The 23,433-nt window shown below is 67.1% G+C and carries 16 protein-coding genes; 5 read left to right on the top strand and 11 right to left on the bottom strand.

The genetic code is table 11. The features are described 5' to 3' along the window. Positions 1 to 129 precede the first annotated feature (129 nt). From HDG37_RS27755 to HDG37_RS27730, 6 genes are all read right to left on the bottom strand, one after another. Entirely contained in the window at positions 130 to 1,179 is a 1,050-nt protein-coding gene (locus HDG37_RS27755; RefSeq protein ID WP_184053018.1) for an adenosine deaminase, read from the bottom strand. Positions 1,180 to 1,226: 47 nt separating this feature from the next. Beyond that, positions 1,227 to 2,243: a xanthine dehydrogenase accessory protein XdhC gene (gene xdhC, locus HDG37_RS27750; protein ID WP_184053015.1), complete on the bottom strand. Its 1,017-nt coding sequence runs from the start codon at positions 2,241 to 2,243 to the stop codon at positions 1,227 to 1,229. Beyond that, the gene (xdhB, locus tag HDG37_RS27745; protein WP_184053012.1) at positions 2,224 to 4,713 is read right to left on the bottom strand and encodes a xanthine dehydrogenase molybdopterin binding subunit; all 2,490 of its coding nucleotides are present in this window, start codon (positions 4,711 to 4,713) and stop codon (positions 2,224 to 2,226) included. Before xdhB ends, xdhC begins: the two co-directional genes overlap by 20 nt. Continuing rightward, a complete protein-coding gene (gene xdhA, locus HDG37_RS27740) occupies positions 4,713 to 6,257 on the bottom strand; it encodes a xanthine dehydrogenase small subunit (RefSeq protein WP_184053009.1) in 1,545 nt (514 codons plus the stop codon). The genes xdhB and xdhA overlap by 1 nt, the downstream gene beginning before the upstream one ends. Positions 6,258 to 6,642: 385 nt before the next feature. After that, on the bottom strand, positions 6,643 to 7,152 hold the full coding sequence (locus HDG37_RS27735) for a disulfide bond formation protein B (RefSeq protein WP_184053006.1): 510 nt from the start codon (positions 7,150 to 7,152) through the stop codon (positions 6,643 to 6,645). Between the two features lie 128 nt (positions 7,153 to 7,280). Beyond that, positions 7,281 to 8,660, bottom strand: coding sequence for an amidase (locus HDG37_RS27730; protein ID WP_184053003.1), 1,380 nt, complete (start codon positions 8,658 to 8,660; stop codon positions 7,281 to 7,283). Positions 8,661 to 8,874: 214 nt separating this feature from the next. Between HDG37_RS27730 and HDG37_RS27725 the strand changes: the two genes are divergently transcribed. The 3 genes from HDG37_RS27725 to HDG37_RS27715 all read left to right on the top strand — a co-directional run bounded on the left by HDG37_RS27725 (position 8,875) and on the right by HDG37_RS27715 (position 13,271). Next, the gene (locus HDG37_RS27725; protein WP_184053000.1) at positions 8,875 to 10,632 is read left to right on the top strand and encodes a cation:proton antiporter; all 1,758 of its coding nucleotides are present in this window, start codon (positions 8,875 to 8,877) and stop codon (positions 10,630 to 10,632) included. Between the two features lie 128 nt (positions 10,633 to 10,760). Then, entirely contained in the window at positions 10,761 to 12,212 is a 1,452-nt protein-coding gene (locus HDG37_RS27720; RefSeq protein ID WP_184052997.1) for a gamma-glutamyl-gamma-aminobutyrate hydrolase family protein, read from the top strand. Positions 12,213 to 12,557: 345 nt separating this feature from the next. Further along, positions 12,558 to 13,271, top strand: coding sequence for a DUF2968 domain-containing protein (locus HDG37_RS27715; RefSeq protein WP_184052994.1), 714 nt, complete (start codon positions 12,558 to 12,560; stop codon positions 13,269 to 13,271). 9 nt (positions 13,272 to 13,280) lie between these two features. Here HDG37_RS27715 and HDG37_RS27710 read toward each other — a convergent pair whose 3' ends face one another. Further along, a complete protein-coding gene (locus HDG37_RS27710) occupies positions 13,281 to 14,306 on the bottom strand; it encodes a hypothetical protein (RefSeq protein WP_184052992.1) in 1,026 nt (341 codons plus the stop codon). A gap of 200 nt (positions 14,307 to 14,506) precedes the next feature. Beyond that, entirely contained in the window at positions 14,507 to 15,031 is a 525-nt protein-coding gene (locus HDG37_RS27705; RefSeq protein WP_184052990.1) for a GNAT family N-acetyltransferase, read from the bottom strand. 323 nt (positions 15,032 to 15,354) lie between these two features. Here HDG37_RS27705 and HDG37_RS27700 point away from each other — a divergent pair, with 323 nt between their 5' ends. After that, positions 15,355 to 16,656: an MFS transporter gene (locus HDG37_RS27700; protein ID WP_184052988.1), complete on the top strand. Its 1,302-nt coding sequence runs from the start codon at positions 15,355 to 15,357 to the stop codon at positions 16,654 to 16,656. A 74-nt stretch (positions 16,657 to 16,730) separates the two neighbouring features. On the opposite strand, the gene HDG37_RS27695 is transcribed toward HDG37_RS27700, so the two are convergent. Further along, a complete protein-coding gene (locus HDG37_RS27695) occupies positions 16,731 to 18,578 on the bottom strand; it encodes a tetratricopeptide repeat protein (RefSeq protein WP_184052986.1) in 1,848 nt (615 codons plus the stop codon). 211 nt (positions 18,579 to 18,789) lie between these two features. On the opposite strand from HDG37_RS27695, the gene HDG37_RS27690 reads away from it, so the two are divergent. Next, on the top strand, positions 18,790 to 20,514 hold the full coding sequence (locus HDG37_RS27690) for an FAD-dependent monooxygenase (protein ID WP_184052984.1): 1,725 nt from the start codon (positions 18,790 to 18,792) through the stop codon (positions 20,512 to 20,514). An 86-nt stretch (positions 20,515 to 20,600) separates the two neighbouring features. On the opposite strand, the gene HDG37_RS27685 is transcribed toward HDG37_RS27690, so the two are convergent. Both HDG37_RS27685 and fdhF read right to left on the bottom strand, forming a co-directional pair. Continuing rightward, entirely contained in the window at positions 20,601 to 20,861 is a 261-nt protein-coding gene (locus HDG37_RS27685) for a formate dehydrogenase subunit delta (RefSeq protein WP_184027626.1), read from the bottom strand. Positions 20,862 to 20,869: 8 nt separating this feature from the next. Beyond that, a partial coding sequence (fdhF, locus tag HDG37_RS27680; RefSeq protein ID WP_184052982.1) for a formate dehydrogenase subunit alpha occupies positions 20,870 to 23,433 on the bottom strand: 2,564 nt, incomplete at its 5' end.

The raw sequence follows: 23,433 nt of genomic DNA, 5'->3' as shown, positions 1-23,433 counted from the left end.
GCAGGCAGCGGCAGCGGCTTCCCGGTTCGGGTCGTTGCCGTTTGCCCGAACGAAGCGAAGCCGCCGGCCGCCGACGTCGGTCGAGGCCCGTCAGTTGAAATCCGTCGGCGCGCGGCTCAGTGCCGCCACTCAGTGCCGCCAATACGCGTCGAGCTTACCGATCAGCATGGCGCATTCCTCGGGCGTCACGAACGACGCCTCGAAGCCGTTGCGGATGATCGTGTAGACCTCGGCGTCGTCGAGCTTCAGCGCGTCGATCGTCGCCAGATAGTTCGCGTTCACGTAGCCGCCGAAATAGGCCGGATCGTCGGAATTGACGGTCACCGCGACGCCGCGATCGAGCAGGTCTTTCAGCGTGTGCCTGGTCAGGTCGTCGAACACGCACAGCTTCAGGTTCGACAGCGGGCACACGGTCAGCGCGACGCGCGTATCGGCGAGACGCGTAACGAGCGCGGGGTCCTCGATGCTGCGCACGCCGTGATCGACGCGGTCGACCTTCAGCACGTCGAGCGCTTCGTAGATGTAGGACGGCGGGCCTTCCTCGCCCGCATGCGCGACGAGCTTCAGACCGAGCGCGCGCGCCTTCGCGAACACGCGCTCGAACTTCGACGGCGGATGGCCGCGTTCCGACGAATCGAGCCCCACGCCGATCAGCCGATGCTCGTACCGCTCGAACAGCGGCAGCGCTTCGTCGAAGGTGGCGAGCGCATCGTCCTCGGACAGATGGCGCAGGAAACACAGGATCAGCTTGCTCGACATGCCGCGCTTCTCCGCGTCGGCGAGCGCGCGTTCGATGCCGGCCACGACGGTCGCGATCCGCACGCCGCGCTCGGTATGCGTCTGCGGGTCGAAGAAGATTTCGCTATGCACGACGTTGTCGGCGAGACAGCGCTCGACGTAGGCCATCGTCATGTCGTAGAAGTCCTGCTCGTGCAGCAGCACGCTCGCGCCCGCGTAGTAGATGTCGAGGAACGATTGCAGGTCGGTGAACGCATAGGCGGCGCGCAAGGCTTCCACCGAGTCGTAGGCGAGCTTCACGCCGTTGCGTTGAGCGAGCGCGAAAATCAGCTCGGGTTCGAGCGAGCCTTCGATGTGGATATGCAACTCGGCCTTCGGTGCGCGCGCGGTTTTGTCGGCGAGCGTAACGGAGGAAACAGGGGTAGCGGTTGTCGGGTTCATCGTGGTTTGGAATCGTGTGTTGGGTAACGAGCGGCGCAGGCCGCGTATCAAACCGCCTGCGTCGGGTGGCGCGCACCCGCGTTCGCCTCGACGGCCTGCAGCACCTGCGCGGCCGCCGAGATCGCGATGACCTCGGGCGACTTGTCGACGATGCCGTCGACGCCGAGCGGACATTTCATCCGCGCGATCCGCGCCGGATCGATGCCGCGAGCCGCGAGCCGATGCTCGAACTGCTTGCGCTTGGTATGCGAGCCGATCATGCCGAAGAACGCGAAGTCGCCGCGCCGCAGGATGCGTTCGGCCAGTTCGAGATCGCGCGCGTGGTTGTGCGTCATCACGACGAAGTACGTGTTCGGCGCGGCCTGATCGATCGCCTCGTCGGGTGCGTCGTTCGCGTCGATCGTCACGTTCGGCGCGTGCAGCGCATCGAGCGACGCAAACTGCGCGTCGCGCTCGTCGACCCAGCGCACCGTGCAAGGTAGTGTCGCCAGCACGCGCACGAGCGCCGCGCCGACGTGACCGGCGCCGAACAGCACGACGGCGAATTCGCCCGGCGCGATGGTTTCGGTCAGGAGCGCGCTGCTGTCGTCGAAACCGGCGCCGTCCCACAGCAGACAGTCGGCGCCGTCGATGCCGGGCTCGGGCTCGGACAGCATCACCGCATCCGGCGCGGGGCCGAATGATACGCTACGCACCGTCGATTGCCCCGCCGCGAGGCGCTTGGCGAGCGACGTGAGCCAGCCGAGATCGCCGACGTCGAGCCGCTCGAACGCGAGGATCACGGCGCCGCCGCAGCACTGGCCGAGGCTCGGCCCCAGCGCGAAGCGTTCGAGCCGCCGCATGTGGGGCGCGCGCATGCCGTCGCGCAGCACCTGGCGCGCGGTCTCGATCGCCTTCCATTCGAGGTGGCCACCGCCAATCGTATGCCTGGCCGCCTCGCGCGTGACGATCATCTTCGTGCCGGCTTCGCGCGGCGCCGAACCTTCGACGCGCGCGACCGTCACCAGCACGGCGGCGTCGCCATGCGCGAGCAGATGTTGCAGGTCAGTGAGCCAGGCTTGCATCCGGCGATTCTCCGTGGGGGGCCGCGTGGGGCGTTTGCGCGGCGGGTTGCGTGTTTGTGTCGGTGCTATCGGGGTGCGCGGCGGCTTCGGTCGGATCTGCGGTCTGCGACGCGTTCATCGCACTCAACGCGTCCAGCGCATCGAGTATCGCCTCGGGCGTCGCCGGCGCGCGCAACGGCGGAGCATGTCGCGCGCCCGGCACTGCGGCCGCGATCGCGTCGCGAATCGCGAGAAACACCGAAAACGGCAGCAGCAACGGCGGCTCGCCGACCGCCTTCGAGTGGAACACGGTCGGCTCGGCGTTGCTGTTGTCGTAGAGCCGAACGTGGAACGCGGCGGGCGTGTCGCTGACCGCGGGAATCTTGTACGTCGACGGCGCGTGCGTCATCAGGCGGCCGTCGCGGCTCCACCATAGCTCTTCAGTGGTGAGCCAGCCCATGCCCTGAATGAAGCCGCCTTCGATCTGGCCGAGATCGATCGCCGGATTGATCGACTGGCCCGCGTCGTGCAGCAAGTCCGCGCGCAGGAGCTTCCACTCGCCGGTCAGCGTATCGACGACGACCTCCGACACCGCCGCACCATACGCGAAGTAGTAGAACGGATGACCGGTCAGCGACTTCGCATCCCAATGCACTTTCGGCGTCGCGTAGAAGCCGTCCGACCACAACTGCACGCGCGCGAGATACGCGGCGTTGACGAGCTCTTCGAACGGCAGCGCGCCGCCGTTCACCGACACGCTGGCGCGCGCGAATTGCACGTCGTTGGCGTCGCCACCGAGCTGGCGCGCCGCGAGTTCCGCGAGCCGCGCGCGGATCGTCTGCGCGGCGGCTTGGGCGGCCATGCCGTTCAGGTCGCTGCCGGTCGAGGCCGCGGTCGCCGACGTGTTGGCGATCTTCGAGGTATCGGTCGCGCTCACCCGGACGCGCGATAACGGCAAGCCGAACTGATTCGCGACCACCTGCGCGACTTTCGTGTTGAGCCCCTGGCCCATCTCGGTGCCGCCGTGATTGACGAGCACGGAGCCGTCCTTGTACACGTGCACGAGCGCGCCGGCCTGATTCAGGAACGGCACGTTGAACGAGATGCCGAACTTGACCGGCGAAAACGCGAGGCCGCGTTTGAGCACGGGACTCTTCGCATTGAATTCGGCGAGTGCCGCGCGACGCGCGCGGTAGTCACTCGAATCTAGCAGCGCGTCGGTCAGCGGCGCGATGATGTTGTCTTCGACGCGTTGTCCGTACGGCGTCGTATCCCGTTCGCCGACGCCGTAGTAATTCGCGAGCCGCACGTCGAGCGGATCGAGCCGCAGCTCGCGCGCGATGCCGTCGAGCAGCACCTCCATCACGAGCGCGCCCTGCGGTCCGCCGAAGCCGCGAAACGCGGTGTTCGACTGCGTATTGGTCTTGCAGCACAGCGCGACGATGTCGACGTCGGACAGGTAGTACGCGTTGTCGAAGTGGCACACCGCGCGCGTCGCGACCGCGCCGGACAGATCCGCGGAATAGCCGGCCCGCAATGCGATTTCGACGCGCACGCCAAGCAGGCGGCCTTGCTCGTCGAAGCCCGCTTCGTACTCGTAGACCGCATCGTGGCGCTTGCCGGTGATCAGAAAGTCGTCGTCGCGATCGGCGCGCAGCTTGACCGGGCGACGCAGGCGTTGCGCCGCAAGCGCGGCCACGCACGCGAACAGCGCCGATTGCGATTCCTTGCCGCCGAAGCCGCCGCCCATGCGCCGGCATTCGCAGACGACGTTATGCGCGGGCCAGTCGAGCATGTGCGCGACGACCTGCTGCATCTCGCTCGGATGCTGCGTCGAGCTGTAGACGAGCATGCCGTCCATTTCCTTCGGCACCGCATAGGCGATCTGGCCTTCGAGATAGAACTGCTCCTGGCCGCCGACCTCGAACCTGCCGGCGAGCCGATGCGGCGCGGCGGCGATCTTCGCGTCGGGGTTGCCGCGCCGCAGATGCAGTGGCGGCAGCACGAACTGCTTCGCGGCTTTCGCATCGGCGGCGGTGAGGATCGCGTCGAGCGGCTCGTAGCGGATCACGTCGTCGCTTTTCGCGAGCGCGGCGGCGCGACGTGCGAGTTCGTGGCTCTCGGCGATCACCGCGAAGACCGGCTGGCCCAGATAAAGCACTTCGCCGTCGGCGAGGATCGGATCGTCGTGTAGCACCGGGCCGCAATTGTTTTCGCCGGGGATATCGTCGGCACTCAGCACCGCGATCACGCCGGGCGCGTTTCTCACCGCGTCGAGATCCATCGACACGATGCGCGCATGCGCATGGCGCGACAGGCCGAGCGCCGCGTGCAGCGTGCCGTGCAGCTCGGCGATGTCGTCCGTATAGGTCGCTTCGCCGCTCACGTGCAGCGCGGCGGATTCGTGCGGCAGCGGTACGCCGATCGACGCGTCCTCGCGTTGATCGGCACGCGCGCCCGCGGGTTCAATAAAGGCATCGGTCCGGTTCATCACGGCGACTCCTTCACGACGATTGCGTTGGCCTCGAACGCGAACGCGAACGCGTTCACGTCGCAGAGCGCGAGCGGCGCGTCGTCGCGCGTTTCGAGGTAGAAGCGCCACAGCAGATTGCGCGCGACCCTCAGCCGATACGCGCTCGACGCGCGCATGTCGGTGAGCGGCTGGTAGTCGGCGGCGAGCGCGGCCATCGCGCGACGGGCCGTCGGTTCGTTCCACGCCGCGGCGTTGAGCGCGGCTTCGGCATGCGCGGCCCGCTTCGGCGTCGCCGCCATGCCGCCGAACGCGACCCGCGCCGCGCGGATCGTGCCATCTTCCGCGACGTGCAGCGCAAACGCCGCGCACACCGCCGAGATGTCCTGGTCGTAACGCTTCGCCACCTTGTAGGTGCGAAACCGCAGCGCGCCGGCCGGGCGAGGCACGCGCAGCGCGCTGACGAATTCGCCTTCCGCGAGCGCGGTCTTCTGATAGCCGAGGTAGAACGCGTCGAGCGGCACGGTGCGCGTCGTGCGATCGCGGCGCACCTCGACGTCGGCGCCGAGCGCGAGCAGTGCCGGCATCGAATCGCCGATCGGCGAGCCGTTCGCGACGTTGCCGCCGAGCGTGCCCGCATTGCGGATCGGCAGCGATGCGAAGCGCGTCCATAGTTCGGCGAGCTCGGGGTAGTCGGCGGTGAGCGCCGCGTACGCGTCCTCGAGCGTGACCGCCGCTCCGATGGTCAGCGTTTGCGCGTCGCGCGCGATCGTCTTCAGTTCCGCGACGTTGCCGGTGTACAGCAGATCGCCGAGATCGCGGAACTGCTTGGTGACCCACAAGCCAACGTCGGTGCTGCCCGCGACGATGCGCGCGTCCGGGTGCTGCGCGCGCAGCGTCGCGAACGCGTCGAGCGTGAGCGGGGCGTGGAAGGTGGGCGAGCCGAAGGCGGCGCCGCGGGTGCCGGGCGCGCTGTATTCGAACGTGTCTTCGCGTTGCAGTGTGCGCAGCGTGGCGGCGATCGCGTCGCGGTCGAGCGCGACGCGCGGATGCTGCGCGTAGTCGAACATCTTCTGCGCGGCGTCGATGATCGGCCGGTAGCCCGTGCAGCGGCACAGATTGCCGGACAGCGCGGCGTCGATTTCATGGCGGGTCGGCAGCCCGGCGCTGACGGGCTGGTTCTCGTAGAGCGCCCACATCGACATGACGAAGCCGGGCGTGCAGAAGCCGCATTGCGAACCGTGGCAGTCGACCAACGCTTGCTGCACCGGATGCAGCGCGCCGTTCGCGGCGCGCAGGTCTTCGACGGTGAAGAGGGCGCGGCCGTCGAGTGTCGGCAGGAACTGGATGCAGGCGTTGACCGCCTTCAACGTGAGGTCGCCGCGCGCATCGAGTTCGCCGATCACGACCGTGCATGCGCCGCAGTCGCCTTCCGCGCAGCCTTCCTTGGTGCCGGTGCAGCGTAAGTCCTCGCGCAGGTGCTGCAGCACGGTGCGCGTCGCCGGCACGCCCGCGACCTCGCGGACGGACCCCTGATGGTAGAAGCGGATGGTTTGCGTTGTCATGGCGAATCGGAAGACAGTGCGGACCGGGCGCGCGTTACGCATGGGGTCGCAAAAAGCCGGCCTCGCGCACGTAGATCGCCATCCATACCCGAAGATAGCACTACCCCGGCCCGAAAATATTTCCCGTGTCGCATGAAGCTCATGCGGCGGCGGTCATGATCCGGGTACGATTCGCGCCGAGGCGAGAAGTTGCGTGCGCGGAGCGGAGACCGACAGGAACGGCGCGCGATCGCGGAACGTCGCGCAGAAAAAACGCCGGACTTCGGTGCCCGGCATGGACAACACGAAGTCCGGCGTAATCGGCGATGCGAATCGGTAAGCGTCCTGGCGGCGAGTTCGGCGCTTCAGGCTGCGTTCGAAGCTCGCTCGGCCAGGTTGCCCGCCGTCAGGACACCCGATGGCGATTGCGCACCAGACTCAGCACCAGCGCGACGAACGCGACGATAAACGCGACGCCCGACCACATCGGCAGCGTCAGCCCGAGAATCGGCGGATAGGCGGTTTCGCACAGGCCCGCGACCTTGAACACGCTCGGCAGCCAGTGCGCGGGGGGCAGGCCGTCGACCACCGGCTGCAGTGCGTCGAAGCCGCAGCTGAAGCCAGGATTCGCCTGGATGTACACGTGGCGCGCCGCGGTCGCGATGCCGGCGAGCGCCGACAGCGCCGCCATCACTTCGAGCAGGCGCACGCCGCGCCAGTGCCTGAAGCGCGCGCCGAGGAACGCGAAGATCGCGATCAGCAGGAAGAAATAGCGCTGGATGATGCACAGCGGGCACGGGTCTTCGCGCAGGCCGAACTGCAGATACAACGCACCGCCCACGAGGGCGAGGCAGATCAGGCCGAGCAGAACCAGCAGGGTGCGCTCGCGGCGCAGCATTGCGGAGTCGTTAGTCATGGATCATCAATTGGTCTGGAGACGAAAGGGCGGGTGCCCGCGATTCTAGCGCGAACCCCCGCCGCGCCACTTATTGCCTGAACATTGGCGCGGCGGCGACCGCGCCGGGCGGCCAACCCCGGCGCGCTTTACCGGATCGCCTTCAGCACTGCCTCGGCCGCGCGGCCGATCGCGAGCAGCGCGTCGTCGGCGTGCGGTGCGCCCGCCAGCATCAGGCCGACCGGCGCGTCGCCGCGCAGATGGCACGGCAGCGACAGCGCGCAGCTATCGAGGAAGTTGAACGCGCTCGGATTGCGCAGGATCAGCGCATTGGTGCGACCGAACGCGTCGTCGTCGTTGAGCAGGTCGGCGAGGCGCGGCGGCACGACCGGCACGGTCGGCGCGACGACCGCGTCGAAACGCTGCCACAGCGTGCGCGCGGCTTCATCGAGCATCGCGCCGCGCTCGGCGACGAGGTCCAGATAATCGACCGCGCTGGCCGGCTGCCCCTTCATGATGCGCACGAGCACGCGCGGATCGTACTGCTCGCGATACTTGTCGAGCAGCGGACGATGCCACGCATACGCCTCGATCGACGAAAAGCCGAAGCGGTTGATCTCCGGCAGCCGGTCGAGCGGCGCGAAGCGCACCTCGCTGACGATCGCGCCGGCCGCCTCCAGATGCTTGAGCGCGGTATCGATCGCGCGCGCGACTTCGGGCTCGACGCCGTCGGTCACGAAATTGGTCAGCACACCGAGGCGCACCCCTTCGAGCGGCCGCGCGGCCGGGATGCGCGGCTCGAGCCCGGCGAGCATCCGGTCGAGCAGCGCGCAGCATGCGACCGACACGCCGATCGGCCCGAACGAATCGAGCGTCGACGACAGCGGCACGCCGCCCTGCTTCGGGATGCGCGCGGCGGTCGGCTTGAAGCCGGTCAGCCCGCACAAGGCGGCCGGGATGCGGATCGAGCCGCCGGTGTCGGTGCCGAGCGCGACCGCGGCCATGCCGTCGGCGACCGATGCGCCCGCGCCCGACGACGAGCCGCCCGAAATCCGCTCGTCGCCCTTCACGCCGCGCCGGTACGGCGACAGCGGATGGCCGTAGTGCGGATTCAGGCCGAGTCCGGAAAATGCGAACTCGCTCATGTTGGTCCGCCCGACGATCACGGCGCCGGCCCGCTTCAGACGCGCGACCGCGACCGCGTCGGCCTTCGCGGCGGGCGCGTCGGCGAGCACGACGGAGCCCGCGCGGGTCGGCTGGCCTTCGATGTCGAACAGGTCCTTGACCGACACCGGAATCCCGGCGAGCGGCGACAGCACGGTGCCGGCCGCGCGCAGGCGGTCGTGCGCGTCGGCGGCGGCGCGCGCGGCGTCGGTGTCGACGTGCATGAAGACGGCGGCGCCCTGGCCGGCCGGATCGGCGATCCGGTCCAGCGCGGTTTCGACGAGCGCGCGGCTCGTCGTGCGGCCGGCGGCGAGATCGGCGGCAAGCTGGGCAAGCGGCGGGAAGGGGGCGAATTCAGTGGCCATGATGTCGGTAGAAATCCGGTTGAGCGCAGCGCGGGCGCATGAGCGAAGCAGTGCGGAGCCAAAGGGAATGGTCCGTCCGCATTGTAGAGCAAGGTTTTGCGGCCGAGCGGCCTGCTACTGGCGGCGCGGCGCGGCGCGCGAATTCGCCAAAAAGATGGCCGGTTCGTTTGCTACACTGCGCTTTTCGGGATTACTGTTTGTAAGGAAAGCGCTCATGCACCATGGCATCGGCTTCATCCAGGATCTGGCCGTCGTGATGGCGCTGGCCGGCGTCGTCACCGTGCTGTTCCATCGCCTGAAGCAGCCGGTGGTGCTCGGCTATATCGCGGCCGGCGTGATCATCGGACCGTACACGCCGCCGTTCCAATTGATCCGCGACGAACAGACGATCCAGACGCTCGGCGAGCTGGGCGTCGTGTTCCTGATGTTTTCGCTGGGCCTCGAATTCAGCCTGCGCAAGCTGTTCAAGGTCGGCGCGACGGCGATCGTCGCCGCGCTGTCCGAAATCGTGCTGATGCTGTGGATCGGCTACGAGATCGGCCGCGCGTTCGGCTGGACTCCGATGGACTCGCTGTTCCTCGGCGCGATCCTCGCGATCTCGTCGACGACGATCATCGTGAAGGCGCTGTCCGATCTCGGACTCAAACGCGAAAGCTTCGCGCAGCTCGTGTTCGGCATTCTGATCGTCGAGGACATTCTCGGTATCGCGATGCTCGTGCTGCTGACCGGCATCGCGCAGACCGGGCAGCTGTCGGCCGGGCTCGCGGCCGTCACGCTCGGCAAGCTGCTGCTGTTCATGACGGTGTCGCTGCTGGTCGGCGTGCTGCTCGTGCCGCGCGCGCTGAACTACGTCGCGCGCACGGGCAGCGACGAGATGATGCTCGTGTCCGTGCTCGGCTTCTGCTTCGGCTTCTGTCTGCTGGTCGTCAAGCTCGATTACAGCATCGCGCTCGGCGCGTTCCTGATCGGCGCGATCATGGCCGAGTCGCGTCATCTGCGTCGGATCGAGCATCTGATCGCGCCGCTGCGCGACGCGTTTTCCGCGATCTTCTTCGTGACGATCGGACTGATGCTGAACCCGGCCGTGATGCTCGACTACGCGTGGCCGATCGCCGTGATCACGCTCGCGGTGATCGTCGGCAAGATCGTGTCGTGCGGGCTCGGCACGTTTCTGTCGGGGCAGGACGCGCGCACCTCGATGCGCGTCGGCATGACCGTGTCGCAGATCGGCGAGTTCTCGTTCATCATCGCGACGCTCGGTCTGACGTTGAAGGTGACGAGCGGGTTTCTGTATCCGATCGCGGTCGCCGTGTCGGCATTGACGACGCTGACGACGCCATACCTGATCCGCGTCGCCGATCCGCTCACGCGCCGCATCGGGCAGGCGATGCCCGCCACGTTGTCCAACGTGTTCGGCATGTACGGGCAATGGCTGCGCAGTTTGATCACGGCGCGCGGCGAGCCGACGCTCATCAGCATGACGCGGCGGATCGTATTGCAGATCGCGGTGAATCTGGCGCTCGTCGCGGCTATTTTCCTGGCCGTGTCGTATAGCGCGCCGCATAGCGGCCGGCTGCTCGCGCACTGGCTCGACGACGAGCCGCTGCAACGCGTCGTGCAGTGGAGCGTCGCGCTCGTCGTTTCGCTGCCGTTTCTCGTGGCCGTGTATCGCAAGACCAAGTCGCTCGCGCTGCTGCTCGCCGAAGTCGGCGTGCAGGCGACCACCGCGGGACGCTTCACGAGCGCGCTGCGTCACGCGATCGCCGATCTCGTGCCGATCGTATCGATGATCGGCGTGTTTCTGCTGGTGGCAGCGCTGTCGGGCAGCATCCTGCCGCCGACTGGCCTGCTCGTCGCGGTGCTCGTGTGCGCCGCGCTGCTGCTCGCGCTCGTGTGGCGCTGGTGCGTGAAGATTCATGCGTCGATGCAGATCGCGTTGCGGGAAACCTTCGAAGAGCGGCCGGATCCTTGACTCAGCGGGGTCGGTGTAACGCTTCGCAACAATGTGAGCAATTGTGTGCGGGTTTGCGGGGCCTGCAGCACTGACGGATAATCAGGGCATATTCATTCGTTCGCGTGTAAGGCGCCCGTCCGACAGTCATGAGCGAAAACAAACCCGAAAACGCCGGCACGACCGGCAGTCCGCAGCCGGCCTCGTCCGCGCCGAGCAGCGCGCCGGCCGAACCGTCCGCCTCGCTTCCTCCGTCGCATGAAGATGCCACCCGGTCGGCCGCCAAAGACACGAGCCCCACGGCCGAGGAGGCGATCGCGAGGTCGTCGACCGACGATCCGCTCAGCGCATCGGCACTTACGCCCGAAGATCCGCGCACGGCGCGGCTGCGCGACGCGGCCGAGGCGCGCAGCGCCGCCGCCGAATCGACCGCGCGGCAGGAAGCCAAGGTGCACGAGCGCGAAGCGCCGCGCGCTGGTACGTACACCGGCGGCGCGACCATGGTGAAACCCGAGCCGCTCGCGAAACCGACGGTGGCCGCCGGCGAGCCGCACGCGGGCGGCATTAGCGCCGCGGACCTCGCCACCGAAGACGAAATCGCCACCGAGGCAGCCGCCGCACCCGCGGCGCGTGCGCCCGGCTCGCCGCCGCCCGGTTTCGGCGCGGCACCCGATTTCAGCGCCACGAACCCGCCGCCACCCAACGCGCTGCCGCCGTCGCCACCGCGTTATCTGAAGCAGAGCGACTCCGCGTGGAGCGTGTTCGGCCGCATCATCGCGGCGCGCGCGCGGCAGTTGTTCGATCGCGCGGGGCAGCGGATCACGCAGCGCACGTTGCGCATCGGCGTGTCGGCGCGCATCTTCCACCCGGAACCGGGCGCGAAGGGCTTGCGCGGCAAGACGCTGCAGTATCTGGAGGAGTCGGTCGCGCACTGGGTGATGTCGCGCGACGTGCTGGTGTTCATGATCCCGACCGTTGGTCATCAGGGCATGCTGCACCCGAGCAACATCCGCCTGCGCGACTATGCGAAGCATCTCGATGGCCTGCTGCTGCAAGGCGGCGCCGACGTGTCGCCGCAGACGTATGCGGAATCGGCGGCCAGCCACGAATGGCCCGGTGACCGCGTGCGCGACATGTACGAGCTCGAACTGCTGCACGAGTTCGTCGAATCGGGCAAGCCGGTGCTCGGCGTGTGCCGCGGCTGTCAGCTGATCAATGTCGCGTTCGGCGGCACGCTATATCAGGACATCGCGACCGAAGTGCCCACCGCGAACGTCCACGTCAACGAAAACTACGATCAGCACCGGCACGGCGTGCATTTTCCGGATGGCTCGACGCTGCTGAACATGTTCCCCGGACGGCGCGACGCGATCGTCAACTCGATCCACCATCAGGCGGTAAAGACGCTGGGCCGCGATCTGAATATCGAGGCGGTGTCGGCGTCGGACGGCATCATCGAGGCCGTGCGCTACCGGCGCGCGCCGTTCGTGATGGGCGTGCAGTGGCACCCGGAGTTTCATCGCGCGGGCGGACCGGAGCTGCTCGATTGCACGCCGTTGCTCGATACGTTCCTGCGGGTCGCGCGGGAGACGCGGTTTTAAGCATGGCGGGTTTGCGTTGGCGCGGCGTGCGCGGTCGAGGTTGAGTCCGCGGCGTGGTTGCGCATCGGTCCCGCGCTTTCGCTGTTTTCCGCAGCCCGACGGAGCCATTCCATCCATCTGACGCACTGTCACGTTATGTGGCAGTGCGTTTTCTTCTCTCGAAATAATCAGGAGTGCGAGCTGGGTGGCGTCTTTATTTTGCGACTGTGATTTTGGATGGAGTGATTCGCTGCGCCAACCGTCTATCTCGATTTCGAGCGTGTCCATACAGTGCCCACGAGCTTCGCGTCGCGCTAAATCCGCGCGATAATCCAACGTCATTCTCGATCGGCGTGGAGCAGGCATATGAAGTACTCCTTGGTTATCCGGCGCGCTATGTTGCTCGCCGGTGTCTATGCGTTGTGGCATACGAGTGTTGCGGTGGCACAGCAGGACAGCGTGAGCGCGCCGCTGGCGGGCACGCGGCCGGCTCCAGGGGAGTTGGCGCCGCGAGAGGCTGGCCCCCAGTCCGTCGCTGAGCCCGAGGTGTCCGCGAATACGCCCGCCGCCGCGCGCGGCGACGTCGCCGATTTGATCCAGTTGATCCACGACGCGAACCTCAGCGAACTGCGCACGACCTACAACGGCAGCTACGGTGCGAGCCTGTTCTTCCATCCGCCGCGGATGACGTACTACGTCGCGTTGTTTCAGAACAAGCATTTCTGGCGCGTGATCAGGAGCGATTCGGCAGAGCGCGCGGAAGCGATCTACGCCGGTTTCGCGCAGCAGACGCAGCAACTCGCGGACGTCGAGATTCATCGCACGCGGTTGCAGGCGCAGAATGCGTATCTGCAGGGCAGCATCGCGATATCGCAGCAGCAGGCGCAACGGCTGCAGACCGATCTCGACGTCGCCCGCACGCAGCAGGCGAAGGTCCACGACCGGCAACGGCAGACGCGCGACGAGGCGCTCGCGCTGCGCGCGGAGCGCGACAACGCGCAGGCGCAATTGCGTCAGCTTCAGAGCGCGGTCACGCGCTTGCAGCAGCAGACGGAAGCGGGTTTGCCTGCGTCGAAGTAACGGCGGCGCTCATTGCGCGAATTGTTCCGGGATTTCGGTGACGCGACGCTGCGATATGTGGTTCATCCACTCGGTGCTATTTGCCGGCAGATTGTTCGACACGGTGGAGCGCGGCAGCGGCGCGAGGTCGCGCAAAGACATCCTGGCGAACGTCGTCACATCAGCGTATCCGTCTTCGCCGAACCGGGTATGAACGCGCGCTTCATGCGATGAGTCATTCGCGGCATGGCGATTTACCGGAAGCGGATGCGTTTGCACGCGAAGCGCACGACGCGCAGGCGATGAGCGAATCGCGTCACGCGGGGTGGGCGCATGTCGCGTGGCGGTGCCCTGAGGCAAAGCCACGATGCGCGCGGGTGCGGTGGCGGCCATGTCGACAGGTAATGGCGGAAGCACAGGAGCCGGTGTGACGGCCTCCGCAATCACCGCTGCCTCGGGACTCGCAACCAGATGCTGCGCACGACGCTTTTCTACCGGCGCCGGCGCGTCACGACGGGGCATCAGAGCTTGCGCCGATTTCAGCATGTCGGAGGCCATATGCCGCGGCGCCGGAGGCTGATCGACGATCCACCACGCCAGCACCGCGACGCAGCCGATTACGCCGGCACTCGCCGCGACCGTTCGCCGATGCCGCACAGTGCGCCGCTGCGCGATTCGCGGCGAGCGGGCCTTGAGCGCGATTCGCATTGGACCCTGAGGCACCTTCCGTTGCATAGCGGGATGCGCCGCCGTCGCGGTATTCGACGGTTCCCCGGCAGGCTGCGTGGTGTCCGCGACGGGCGTCTCTGCCGGCCGCTTCATGTCGGTCAGCACGCCGTCGATCGACACCCACTGCCCATACGACAGCAACTGCTGATCTCTGACGCACACGGTGCGCAGCAGCGCGGCATACAGCGAATCAAGCCCGGTTCGCCAGCGCTGAGCGCCGGATAGCAACGCCCAGTCGCGGCCGAACGGTTCGGGCAGGTGGTCGAGCGCACGGAGATGGGGTAGCGCGAATGCGCCTTCGATCGAGATGAGCGGCGTGCTGGTCATCGGTTTCTTCCGGTGTCTCGGACAGTCACACCGGTGCGGCAGTGACGGAATCTGTAGGGGGCCGATGAAGCCATCGGCAACAGAAAATCATGCCTCGAAACTACGTCGTCCACCGTTCAGATGATTCCGAAAACAGGGACGCTGCCGGCGCGCGCCGTCCCCGCGACGCCACGCGCATCACGCACCCTCAACCACGGCGTTCAAGCCTTCAACCGGTACACGTAGCGCAACGCGGTGATATCCAAGCCGCCCATCTGATCGGGCTCCGCGCCGACCAACTGCCAGCCGTGTCGCTCGTAAAAGCCGATCGCCGCCGTATTGCCCTCGAGCACGTACAGATACAGCTGTGCCTCGCCTTGCGCGCGCGTCCAGTCTACGGCTGCGTGCATCAGTGTTTTGCCGACGCCGATGCCCTGATAACCGGGCAGCGCATGCAGGTTGTCGAGCAGCACGCCCCACGCGGACTCGGGCTGGCGCTCGACACATACGAAGCCGGCCGGCTCGCCGGCCAGCTCGGCGATCAGCACGATGCGGCGCTCGCCGCCCGGCGCGCCGAGACGTGCTTCCCAATAGGCGGCGCGTTCGCGCGTGACTTCGCCGTCGAGGAACGCGTCGGGCAACAGACCGCGATAGGTCGCCTGCCAACTGGCGCTGTGGATCGACGCAATCAGCGCGGCATCCTCGAGCGTGGCGGGGCGCAGGGAAAGAGCAGGGGTGGTTCGCATCGGAGTAATCGACTGAATGGCCTCGCGCGGACAGTCTACGGCCGCCCGCGGGTGTCGCGCGTAAGCAAACTGTATGCGTTTCGCGTCGACCCTATCAGCAGTAAACATTACGTGGCATCGGCCCGACATCGAGCTCAGCGTTTACCCTCATATCGAATGAGCGCCGTGAGCAGCAGAATGCGGCGCCCCCGGGCGCACTTGCTTATACCTGTGCGTCCGCCTGCAGCATCCGCTTACCAAACGCAGTGGATCGTTTCAACTGCCCGCTCGTCACCGTCCGCGTCGATCCGTCCGACAGGGCGGCGGGCCTATCCGAGAGTGTCATGTCTACAGCGACCCACGCCGCTTCCACCACCGAAGAATCCAAGGTCAAGACAGTGTTCCGCGTTGTCAGCGGCAACTTTCTTGAAATGTACGACTTCATGGTCTATGGCTACTACGCTTCCGCGATCGCCAAGACCTACTTTCCTGGCGGCAGCGATTTCGCGTCGCTGATGCTGTCGCTGTCCGTGTTCGGCGCGGGCTTCCTGATGCGTCCGCTCGGCGCGATCGTGCTCGGCGCCTACATCGACCATCACGGCCGTCGCAAAGGCCTGATCCTCACACTGAGCCTGATGGCGCTCGGCACGCTGACGGTCGCGACGATACCGGGCTACGCGACCATCGGGCTCGTGGCGCCCGTGCTGGTGCTGCTCGGCCGGCTGCTGCAAGGCTTCTCCGCCGGCGCTGAGCTCGGCGGCGTGTCGGTGTATCTGTCGGAGATCGCGACGAAGGGCAACAAGGGCTTCTATTGCTCGTGGCAGTCGGGCAGCCAGCAGGTCGCGGTGGTATTCGCCGCGCTGATCGGCGTGATGCTCAACAAGATTCTGCCCGCCGAGCAGATGTTCGCGTGGGGCTGGCGCGTGCCGTTCCTGATCGGCTGTCTGATCGTGCCGTTCCTGTTCATCATCCGCCGCTCGCTGCAGGAAACCGAGGAGTTCACGGCGCGCAAGCATCGTCCGAGCGTGGGCGAGATCCTGAAGTCGATGCTCGCGAACTACCCGATCGTGCTGGGCGGCATGGGCATGGTCGTCATGACGACCGTGTCGTTCTACATGATCACCGCTTACACGCCGACCTTCGGCAAGGAAGTGCTGAAGCTGTCGGCGATCGACGCGCTCGTCGTCACCGTCTGCGTCGGTATCTCGAATCTGATCTGGCTGCCGTTGTCCGGCGCGTTGTCGGACCGCATCGGCCGCCGTCCGGTGCTGCTCGCGTTCACGATCCTGACGATCCTCACCGCGTATCCGGCGCTGCAATGGCTCGTCGCCGAACCGTCGTTCGCGCGTCTGCTCGCCGTGCAACTGTGGTTGTCGTTTCTGTACGGCTGCTACAACGGCGCGATGGTCGTCGCGCTGACCGAAGTGATGCCGGTCGAAGTGCGAACCGCTGGCTTCTCGCTCGCGTACAGTCTCGCGACGACGATCGGCGGCTTCACGCCGGCCATCGCCACGCTGCTGATTCACGTGACCAGCAACAAGGCGGCGCCGGGCCTGGTCCTCGGCGTGGCGGCAATCTGCGGTCTGCTCGCGACGCTGTTCCTGTATCGCACGCCGGAGTCACGCAGTCAGTATCGGGCGGCCTGACGGTTCACTTCGTGTTCTGAAAACAAAAGACCCCGCGCTAGCGGGGTCTTTTGTTTGCGGCGTGTGGTCTGTGGCTACCCGTGCCGCAATTCGTTAGCGACCACCTCGACGACTTCATCCCACGCGCCCGGCCGCGGCTGACGCACGAGCGTCGCGCCGGGATACCACGGGCTGCGCGTGTCGCCGTCGAACCAGCGCCAGTCGGCGGCGAACGGCAGCATCAGCCACAGCGGCTTGCGCAGCGCGCCCGCGAGGTGCGCGATCGACGTGTCGATCGACACCACCGCGTCGAGCCGCTCGACGATCGCCGCGGTATCCGCGAAGTCGCCGGTGCGGTGGTCGAAGCGATGGATCGCGGCCGCGCGCGGATGCGCGTCGAGCGCCGCGCGGTCGTCCTCGGACAGATCGGGCTGCAACACGATCCAGTCGATGCCATCCAGTGCGAACAGCGGCTCCAGCGCGGCGAGCGGCATCGTGCGGGTTTCGTTGCGCTGGATGCGCCCCGACCATGCGAGCCCGATCTTGCGCTTCGCCTGACCGCCGAGCGAGCCGCGCCATTTGCGGCCATAGGCCGGCGGCACGCTCAGATAGGGCGTGCTCGCGTCAATCGTGTCGTAGCGCGTGCCGAGCGCCAGCGGCAGGCTCAAGAGCGGAATCTGCAGATCGGCGGCGGGGCGCGGCTGGCCCTGCGCGATCAGCGAGACGCGCCATGCCTGCGCGACGGGCGCGAAGAGCGGCACCAACTGCGGCTGCACTTCCAGCACGACGCGCGCGGCGCGAAGCGCTGCGCGCGGTACGAAGCGCACGAACTGCAGCGTGTCGCCGAAACCCTGTTCGGCATGGATCAGCAGCGTGTAATTTTCGATCGACTCGCCGTGCCAGCGCGGCAACGTCTGGATCACCGGTTGCGCGACGGTTTGCAAGCGCCATTCGTATTCGGGCAGCCCGCGCTCGAAGTCGCGCATCGCGAGCCACGCGAGCGCACGGTTCATATGCGCGGACGCGAGATCCGGGCGCAGCCGCAACGCCTGATCGAGCGCGCGCACCGCGGCCGCGTGCGCGCCGAGCGCCTGGTGCGCGGTGCCGAGCGCAAGCCACGCGAGCGCGAATTGCGGATCGAGCCCGACCGCGCGCTCCAGATACGGTAGCGCCTGTTCGGCACGGCCGAGCGCCGCGAGCGCGTTGCCCATGCCATAGATCGCGGGCGGCAGGTTCGGCTGCAGACGCAGCGCCGCTTCAAATGACGCGACTGCCCGCGCATGGCGGCCGGTCGCATCGAACGTATTCGCGAGATTGAAGTGCGCGGCGACGAAGCGCGGCTCGGCGGCGAGCGCGGCCTCGAAGCAGGGCACCGCCTCGTTCGGTCGATCGAGCGCGTTCAGCGACATGCCCATGTTGTTCAGCGCGCCCGCGTGACCGGGGCGCAGCTCGAGCGCGCGCCGGAACGACGCGATCGCGTCCGCGTGACGGCCGAGCGCGTGCAGCGCGTTGCCGAGATTGTTGTGCGACGACGCGTCGTTCGGCTGCAGGCGCAGCGAACGTTCGAACGCATCGGCGGCGTCTTCGTGACGGCCTTGCGACGCGTACGCGTTGCCGAGGTTGTAGTGCGCCATCGGGAAGGTCGGCGCGAGCGTCAGCGCGTTGCGGAACTGCTCGATCGCGGCGTCGATCTGGCCGAGCGCCTTCAGCGCATTGCCGAGGTTCAGCTGCAGCGCCGCGTCTTCGGGGCGCAGATCGACCGCGCGCCGCACCAGCGCCGCGGCTTCGGCGTGCTGGCCCTGCTGATGGCGCAGCACGCCGAGCAGATGCAGTGCGTCGACGTGGCTGGGGTCGTGGTCGAGCGTGGCGCGGTAGCCGCGTTCGGCGTCGTCGAGGCGGCCGTCACGATGCGCCGCGAACGCGCGGTCAAATACAGGTTGCATGACGGGGAGGGCATTTGGATCAATCAGACTGAGGGCGCATTTTCCCATACTTGCGCAAGCGGCCCGGATTTGCGCGGAGCGTGAGTTCATGGGCAACGACGGATGGAACCCCCGCGCGCCCCGTCTTGCCGACGCGCGATTGATGCAGCGCACCCGTGTGCGCAAGAGCGGCGGCGTACACTAGAACGCATTGTTGCCTCCGGAGTTCCGCATGGACGCTGCCGCTTACGACGCGTCGCCGGTGCTGATCGTCGGGGCCGGTCCCACCGGACTTGCCGCAGCGATGAGTCTCGCGCGCGCCCACATCCCCGTGCGCCTGATCGACAAGGCGCCGCAGCCGAACCCTTACTCGCGCGCGATCGGCATTCAGGCACGTACGCTCGAACTGCTCGAGCAGCATCGGCTGGTCGAACCGTTTCTCGAGCTCGGCCATCGCGCGCGCGTGGCGAATCTGTTTTCGAACGGCATGCGGCTCGCGCAGCTCGATTTCGACCCGTTGCACACGCGCTATCCCTATCTGCTGTTTCTCGACCAGTCGGTGACCGAGCGGCTCCTGACCGAGCATCTGGCGACGCTCGGCGTGAAGGTCGAGCGCGGCGTCGAGCTCGTGGCGTTCATGCAAGGCTCCGCGAGCGTTCAGGCGACCTTGCGCCGCGCGGACGGCCGCACGGAAGCCATGCGCCCGTCGTATCTGATCGCGGCCGATGGCGCGCACAGTTCGATTCGCCACCGCCTCGGCCTGAACTTCGAGGGCAAGACCTTCGACCAGACCTTTCTGCTCGCCGACCTGCACGCCGAAACCGACTGGCCCGACGACGAGTTCCAAATCTTCGCGTCGGGCGAGGGTCTCGTCGGGCTGTTTCCGATGGGCCACGGCCGCCATCGTCTGATCGCCGATCATGCGGTCGAGCCGTCCGGCAGCGCCGCGCCGCCGCCCCCCGCGGTGCTCGGCGAGCCGCCGCTGGAGCGGGCGCCGGCGCCATCGCTCGAACAATGCAAGGCGCTGATCGCGCGACGCGTGCGCGAGCGCGTCGACGTGTCGGATCTGGCGTGGTCGGCGTACTTCCACGTGAACAGCCGGATGGTCGATCGGCTGCGCGTGGGCCGCATCTTCCTCGCCGGCGATGCCGCGCACGTACACAGCCCCGCGGCCGCGCAAGGCATGAACACCGGCATCCAGGAAGCGCTCAATCTCGGCTGGAAGCTCGCGCGCGTAATCGGCGGCGCGGCGCCGGATCGTCTGCTCGACACGTATCACGCCGAGCGACATCCGATCGAGCGCGAGGTGCTGCGGCAGACCGGTTTCATCACGCAGATGGCCGAGGCCGATCACGGACCGATGAAGCTGCTGCGCGAGCGCGTGATGCCGGTGCTGGCCGCGTTCGGTCCGCTGCGCGATGCCGCACGCGAGACGATCAGCGAGCTGTCGATCCAGTACCGGCGCAGTCCGCTGACGCTCGAACGCGTGCTCGACGGCGGCCCGCGCGCGGGCGAGCGCGCACCCGATGCGCTCGTGCACGTCGTCGACGGTCCGCTCGGGCGCGCGCCGGGCGTCGGCTGCATTTTCGATCTGCACGATCCGGCGTTCTTCTCGCTGTTTCTGCTGTTGCCGCCGCTGCCCGTCGATGGCACGCCGCTCGATCCCGCCGCGAAACATGCGCCGCCGCCGGACCCCGAAGTAGAAAAGCTCGCCGCCGAGGTCGAGCGGCTGCTGCCGAACGCGGTGCGGATCTGGCGCGTCACCGATACGAGCGGCGACGGCGGCCCGGCGTTGTCCGAATCGTATGGGCGCACGCGGCCGTCGTTTTATCTGGTGCGGCCCGACGGCTACATCAGCGCGCGCGGACGCACCGGCTCGGACCTGCACGGTCTCGTACGGCACTGCGAAGTGTGGTTTACGGTTGGGGGAGAGATATCGGAACAGGCGACGTTGTGATTGGCGCCGCCTGTTGCGTGGCATGGGCACGCACGCGGCAGCGGATCGCGCCGCCGCGCCTGGTTGATTGGGGAAACCGCCCGAGCCTAAGCCGCCGGCGCCTGGGCCGGCGCCGGCGTCAACTTCTCGCGATACCTGACGATCGCCTCGCGCGTGAAGTCCGATAGCGCGATGTCATACGTGTCCGGCGCTTCGTCGAGCGTCGCGAGCAGCGCGCGCCGCATGCGCGGCTCCCAGAAGCGGCGGATGTGTTCGGCGACGCCGGTCAGCGCTTCCTCGTGGTCGGGCATCGACTCGAAGAAGTCGCCGATCCGGTTCGCCATGTCGATCAGATTCCGATTGTCCATGGCTCGCCTCACTTGCCCGCGGTGACGGCCGCGGCCGCATTGGCCAGCTCGCGCTGCTTCAGCAGTTCGAGCTGTTCGCTATTGAAGCGCGAATAGTCCTTCTGCCATTGCGACGGCTGCTCGACCGGCATCACCTGCACCGCGGTCACCTTGTATTCGGGGCAGTTGGTCGCCCAGTCGGAGCTGTCGGTCGTGATCACGTTCGCGCCCGATTCGGGGAAGTGGAACGTCGTATAGACGACGCCCGGCTGCATCCGCTCCGTCACCTTCGCGCGCAACACGGTCTGCCCCGCGCGCGATTCGATGCCGACCCAGTCGCCGGTTTTGATGCCGCGTTCCTCGGCATCGTGCGGATGCAGTTCGAGCCGGTCTTCGTCATGCCAGCGCGAGTTCTCGGTGCGGCGTGTCTGCGCGCCGACGTTGTATTGCGTCAGAATGCGCCCGGTCGTCAGCAGCAACGGATACTTGCGCGTGACCTTCTCCGGCGATGCGATGAACTTCGTGATCACGAACCTGCCCTTGCCGCGCACGAAGGTGTCGACGTGCATCGTCGGCGTGCCGTCGGGTGCGTCCTCGTTGCATGGCCACTGGATGCTGCCCATTTCGTCGATCTTCTGGTACGACACGCCGTGGAAGGTCGGTGTGAGCCGCGCGATTTCGTCCATGATCTCGGACGGATGCGTGTAGTCCATCTCGTAGCCGAGCGCGCGCGACAGCAGCAACGTGACTTCCCAGTCCGCGTAGCCGCCAAGCGGCGGCATCACCTTGCGCACGCGCGAGATGCGGCGCTCCGCGTTGGTGAAGGTGCCGTCCTTTTCGAGGAACGACGAGCCGGGCAGCAGCACGTGTGCATACTTGGCGGTCTCGTTCAGGAAGATGTCCTGCACGACGATGCATTCCATCGACGACAGCGCCGCCGCCACATGATGCGTGTTCGGGTCCGACTGCACGATGTCCTCGCCCTGGCAGTACAGACCCTTGAAACTGCCGTGCAGCGCGGCGTCGAACATGTTCGGAATGCGCAGGCCAGGTTCCGGTTGCAGTGTGACGGCCCAGGCGTTTTCGAACTGCGTGCGCACGAGCGGATCGCCGATGTGACGATAACCGGGCAGCTCGTGCGGGAACGAGCCCATGTCGCACGAACCCTGCACGTTGTTCTGGCCGCGCAGCGGATTCACGCCGACACCTTCGCGGCCGATGTTGCCGGTCGCCATCGCCAGGTTCGCGATGCCGATCACCATCGTCGAGCCTTGCGCGTGTTCGGTGACGCCGAGGCCGTAGTAGATCGCGGCGTTGCCGGCGCTCGCGTAGATGCGCGCGGCTTCGCGTACCTGTTGCGCGGGCACGCCGGTCGCCGCTTCGGTCGCTTCCGGCGAGTTCTCCGGCAGCGCGACGAAATCGCGCCACTGTTCGAACGCGCGGGTTTCGCAGCGCTCGGCGACGAACGCTGCGTCGAGCAGGCCTTCGGTGACGATCACATGCGCGAGCGCGTTGACGATCGCGACGTTGGTGCCGGGCCGCAATTGCAGGTGATGCGACGCCTTCACGTGCGGCGTATCGACGATGTCGATCCGGCGCGGATCGACGACGATCAGCTTCGCACCCTCGCGCACGCGTCGCTTCAGACGCGAGGCGAACACCGGGTGGCCATCGGTCGGATTCGCGCCGATCACCATGATGACGTCGGCCTTATCGACCGATGCGAACGTCTGGGTGCCCGCCGATTCGCCGATCGTGGTTTTCAGACCGTAGCCGGTCGGCGAATGGCACACGCGCGCGCAGGTGTCGACGTTGTTGTTGCCGAACGCGGCGCGCACGAGCTTCTGCACGAGGTAAGTCTCTTCGTTCGTGCAGCGCGACGACGTGATGCCGCCGATCGAATCGCGCCCATGCTTCGCCTGGATGCGACGGAATTCCGATGCCGCGTACGAGATCGCCTCGTCCCAGCTGACTTCGCGCCACGGGTCGGTGATCGTCGCGCGGATCATCGGTTTCGTGATGCGGTCCTTGTGCGTCGCATAGCCCCACGCGAAGCGGCCCTTCACGCATGCATGACCTTCGTTGGCCTGGCCGTTCTTGTGCGGCACCATCCGCACGACCTGGTTGCCCTTCATCTCTGCCTTGAACGAGCAGCCGACGCCGCAATACGCACAGGTGGTGACGACCGAGTGCTCGGGCTGGCCGAGCATCACGACGGACTTTTCCTGCAGCGTCGCGGTCGGGCACGCGGCCACGCAGGCGCCGCACGACACGCACTCCGACTCCATGAACGGCTGGTTCTCGCTGGCCGCGACGCGAGATTCGAAGCCGCGTCCGGTGATCGTCAGCGCGAACGTGCCCTGGGTTTCCTCGCACGCGCGCACGCAGCGATTGCAGACGATGCACTTCGCCGGGTCGTACGTGAAGTACGGATTCGATTCGTCCTTCTGGTCCTTCAGATGATTCGCGCCGTCGAAGCCGTAGCGCACTTCGCGCAGGCCGGTCACGCCCGCCATGTCCTGCAGTTCGCAGTCGCCGTTGGCGGGGCAGGTCAGGCAATCGAGCGGATGGTCGGAGATGTACAGCTCCATCA

The organism is Paraburkholderia sp. MM5384-R2 (assembly GCF_014201025.1).
GTDB classification, from domain to species: Bacteria; Pseudomonadota; Gammaproteobacteria; order Burkholderiales; family Burkholderiaceae; genus Paraburkholderia; species Paraburkholderia tuberum.
The sequence above is the reverse complement of the archived record's forward strand: the minus strand, read 5'-3'. Positions and strand labels throughout refer to the sequence as shown.

Bases quoted from the DNA above. Each gene is read 5' to 3' on its own strand.
- HDG37_RS27755 (WP_184053018.1), bottom strand. From the start codon at position 1,179: ATGAACCCGACAACCGCTACCCCTGTTTCCTCCGTTACGCTCGCCGAC.
- xdhC (WP_184053015.1), bottom strand. From the start codon at position 2,243: ATGCAAGCCTGGCTCACTGACCTGCAACATCTGCTCGCGCATGGCGAC.
- xdhB (WP_184053012.1), bottom strand. From the start codon at position 4,713: ATGAACCGGACCGATGCCTTTATTGAACCCGCGGGCGCGCGTGCCGAT.
- xdhA (WP_184053009.1), bottom strand. From the start codon at position 6,257: ATGACAACGCAAACCATCCGCTTCTACCATCAGGGGTCCGTCCGCGAG.
- HDG37_RS27735 (WP_184053006.1), bottom strand. From the start codon at position 7,152: ATGACTAACGACTCCGCAATGCTGCGCCGCGAGCGCACCCTGCTGGTT.
- HDG37_RS27730 (WP_184053003.1), bottom strand. From the start codon at position 8,660: ATGGCCACTGAATTCGCCCCCTTCCCGCCGCTTGCCCAGCTTGCCGCC.
- HDG37_RS27725 (WP_184053000.1), top strand. From the start codon at position 8,875: ATGCACCATGGCATCGGCTTCATCCAGGATCTGGCCGTCGTGATGGCG.
- HDG37_RS27720 (WP_184052997.1), top strand. From the start codon at position 10,761: ATGAGCGAAAACAAACCCGAAAACGCCGGCACGACCGGCAGTCCGCAG.
- HDG37_RS27715 (WP_184052994.1), top strand. From the start codon at position 12,558: ATGAAGTACTCCTTGGTTATCCGGCGCGCTATGTTGCTCGCCGGTGTC.
- HDG37_RS27710 (WP_184052992.1), bottom strand. From the start codon at position 14,306: ATGACCAGCACGCCGCTCATCTCGATCGAAGGCGCATTCGCGCTACCC.
- HDG37_RS27705 (WP_184052990.1), bottom strand. From the start codon at position 15,031: ATGCGAACCACCCCTGCTCTTTCCCTGCGCCCCGCCACGCTCGAGGAT.
- HDG37_RS27700 (WP_184052988.1), top strand. From the start codon at position 15,355: ATGTCTACAGCGACCCACGCCGCTTCCACCACCGAAGAATCCAAGGTC.
- HDG37_RS27695 (WP_184052986.1), bottom strand. From the start codon at position 18,578: ATGCAACCTGTATTTGACCGCGCGTTCGCGGCGCATCGTGACGGCCGC.
- HDG37_RS27690 (WP_184052984.1), top strand. From the start codon at position 18,790: ATGGACGCTGCCGCTTACGACGCGTCGCCGGTGCTGATCGTCGGGGCC.
- HDG37_RS27685 (WP_184027626.1), bottom strand. From the start codon at position 20,861: ATGGACAATCGGAATCTGATCGACATGGCGAACCGGATCGGCGACTTC.